Origin of the sequence: Synechococcales cyanobacterium T60_A2020_003, from assembly GCA_015272205.1 — a bacterium.
Classification (GTDB): domain Bacteria; phylum Cyanobacteriota; class Cyanobacteriia; order RECH01; family RECH01; genus JACYMB01.
Window position 1 is genome coordinate 1 of sequence record JACYMB010000210.1, and the last position, 3,441, is coordinate 3,441.

2 protein-coding genes are annotated in these 3,441 nt (G+C 54.7%); both read left to right on the forward strand.

Going from position 1 to position 3,441, the window contains the following annotated elements; translation table 11 throughout:
* On the forward strand, positions 1-840 hold an 840-nt coding region (locus IGR76_10600; protein MBF2078942.1), incomplete at its 5' end, for a hypothetical protein.
* Positions 841-1,045: 205 nt separating this feature from the next.
* Entirely contained in the window at positions 1,046-3,304 is a 2,259-nt protein-coding gene (locus IGR76_10605) for a chromosome segregation ATPase (protein MBF2078943.1), read from the forward strand.
* The last annotated feature ends 137 nt before the right edge of the window (positions 3,305-3,441 follow it).

Genomic DNA, 3,441 nt, shown 5'->3' on the forward strand with positions numbered 1-3,441 from the left:
CCCGAACCAGAGGCCGAGCAGCCCAATGCGGCAGAGGTTAGTCCGACGCCATCGCCAGACGCATCTGCCCCCCCCGAAGCGTCGCCTACTGCTACTGATACTGGTGCAAGCGAGTCTTCAGCGATTCCCAATGAAGCGCAAGTGGATGCTCTCCTGAACACGGCTCCAGAACTCCGCGATCCAGCGGTGCTAACTACGCTGGCGGCCAATTTGGACGACACGTTGACCGAGTCCTGGGGGCAAGAGTATTCCTTCACAGAACCGTTGGTGTATCGGGTGGGGGTTGCCGAGAATGGCGATATTCTGGGCTTTAAAAACGTGAACGATGATGCGTTGACCTACCTCAAGCAAACGCCCCTCCTCGATTTACTCTACGTTCCTGTGGATTCCAAAATACCCACAGATGAACCGATCGGGCAATTTGAGGTGGTGTTTAATCCCGATGGTGAGGTGAATGTGGAACCGTGGAATCCAGAGGTGGCGATCGCCTCTCCATCCGCAGACGAATCTCCCAAGGTGGGCCCAGAAATCAAAGATCCGGACGAATTAGAGCGACTGAATGGCAACCTGTATGCCGAGATTTTAGGGGTCTTACCCGATGAGCCAGGCTTGGGGAACGACTGGGATACGGACTTGGTCTATAAAGTGCATTACACCCCCGATGGCGATGTAGTGGCTATTGAGCCGTCTGATGCCGAGGCAGAACGCTATGTGGACTATCTAGGACTATCTGACCTGATCAACACCGATCCAGCGCTGGCTGAGCGGGATCAAGGCGAGTTTATGGTTGTGGTGACCGACGACGGTATTCTGCAAGTTAGCCCTTGGGATGGGTTTTAGACGATCGGGAGATCCCAGTCTGCACGTTCGCTTTGGATACCTACGCTATATACAGCGTATCCTTGATGGGGATGCTATGGCTAACATAGTCCTTGATTTCTTTAATATCCTGAAAGAAAGTAGCTTTTTTTAAAGCTGCGGAGTAGGATGGCATCTATTGTTAGGGTGGTAAGGCCAATAGGGCTAGTGCCTACTCTGATATTGCTTGTCCAGAGCGTTGACGCTTCAGGATGAGCAAACGGGACTTATCGCTAGTGAGCAATCCGGTATGACGCGCGATCGCCAACAACCTCTCTCCCAACAATCTCGCCGCGCCGAACGGCGTCCATCGCGTCCTGCGCCCATTCCTCAGTTCTCACCCACCCCCAATCAACCCCTGAAACGACAGACCCCTGCTCAACAACCGGAGGCACAGCAGCCAACCCTGCCAACGGTTTCGCCATCGGCAAATTCACGCCCTGTTCCACGTCCACGCCCCCCTGCGCCGACATCCATCCCTACTACGGTCTTCTCAACACCCCAGTGTTCAACTGCAACCCAGACTCCAGTTCCGGTTCAGCGTCAACAAGAGCCTCAGAAAGATAGTGTTCCGAATATGGGCGATCGCGCCCGTGCAATCTACCAGTCGCGCTGGTTGGGCTGGTCGAGAAGTTGGGCATTTTGGTGGACGTTTGCGGCTCTTACTACGACTGGGATTGGTCTATTCTCAGCGGCGGTGCTTCTCAAACTTCCCGCCTTACCCAACTGTCCCGCGATTTTTTGGCCGACGGCGTCTGCTTCTCTGCGAATGTATTGTGCGGAGCTAGCGGCGAATAAACAAACGGTGGATGACTTGCTAGAAGCCATTGATCTGGTAAATCGTCTGCCGGAGGATCATCCCCTTCGTCCGGAAATTAATCGGCTGATTGAGGCATGGGCGGTTGATATTCTGAACTTAGCGGATGAACAGTTCAATGACGGCGAACTGGAAACGGCGATCGCCACTGCTAAGGAAATTCCGCCTAATACCTCCGCCCATGCCGACGTGGAGGATCAGATTGCGGAGTGGACGGACATCTGGTCTAAGGCCGAACAAATTTATGCTGAATCAGAAACCGCTCTCCGCAAAGAAGATTTTCGGGGAGCCTTCTCACTGGCGAGTCGGCTTCTCCAAATGCCGAATACCTATTGGCAAACGGAGAAATATAACCAGCTCAATAATCTGATCACGATTACCCGCCGGGACGCTGCCAAGTTAGCCCAAGCCCGTGATCTCCAAGGAGGGGGCATCGAGGATATTCTCAAGGCGATCCAGTTGGCGCGGGAGGTTAAGAGAGGTAGCTACGTCTATGGCGAAGCCCAAACCCTGATCATTGAGCTAGGGCGGGAAATGTTGAAACGGGCGGAAATAGCCCTCGACAACCAGGATTACAACGGGGCGATCGCCATTCTCAACAAGATTCCCAGCAATATTTCCCTAGGGGCTGAGTCGGACGATTTTCTGGTGTTAGCCCAGGCTCGAAGCAAGGCATGGCGAGGAACGGCAACGGCGCTTGAAGAAGCGATCCTCTATGCTCAGCGGGTGCGGCGGGGACGCCCCCTGTACGAAAAAGCCCAAGGCTTGATCCGGCAGTGGCAGCTTGAAATTCAAGACCTGTCGCTTCTTAGTAATGCAAAGCAAATTGCCCAACCGTCGAGTGTTAGTAGATTACAAGCGGCGATCGCTGAGGCGCAGCGCGTTCCGGCGGGGAATCCCCGGTGGGAGGAGGCGCAAAATCTGATTGCAGACTGGACGGCGATGATCGAAACCATTGAGGATCGTCCCTATTTGGATCGGGCCCGCCAAATTGCGATGGCCGGGGACGTCAATTCCTTACAGGCCGCCATCAATGAAGCCAGCCGCATTCAGTCCGGTCGGGCATTGTCGGGCGAGGCACAGCAGCTTATTGGGGAATGGCGCGATCGCCTTCAGCGCATTCAAGACCAGCCCGTTCTGGATCAGGCGCGTCAGCTTGCCCAGCAGGGTGATTTGTCAGGGGCGATCGCTATTGCCAGCCGCATTCAGGCTGGACGGAGCCTCTATGCCGACGCCCAAGCCGATATTGCCGATTGGCAAGCCGACATCGATGGGCAGCGCTATATGCAAGACGCCTATCGCATTGCAGTGAGCAACACGGTAGGGGCGTTAGTCTCCGCGATTGAGACTGCCGATCGGGTGCCGTCCAATAGCGCGTCCCGTGCCGAAGCCAGCCGCATGATTGAGTTTTGGAGTCGCGGCATTCTAGCGATCGCCCAACAGCAAGCAACTGCCGATCTACGGCAGGCGATCGCCACGGCAGAGCAAATTCCTGCGTCCACAGGCACCTACGCCGATGCCCAGCAGTATATTCAACAGTGGCAAGAGCGACTCCAACCTATCACCCTTGAAACCGTTCCCCTAGAATCGTATCCTTCGGATTCAGCTAATTCCAGCACCACACCGTAATCCCAATTTCAAAAAGTCTAGCCATAGATGAAACGCTGAAATCCCTGATATGGGAACGCATTTATACCTCAAAACTGAGAACTTATAGCTGTTGCCAGCTAGCTTAGGACATGGACATTTTGGTGGGGCGGCTTCGC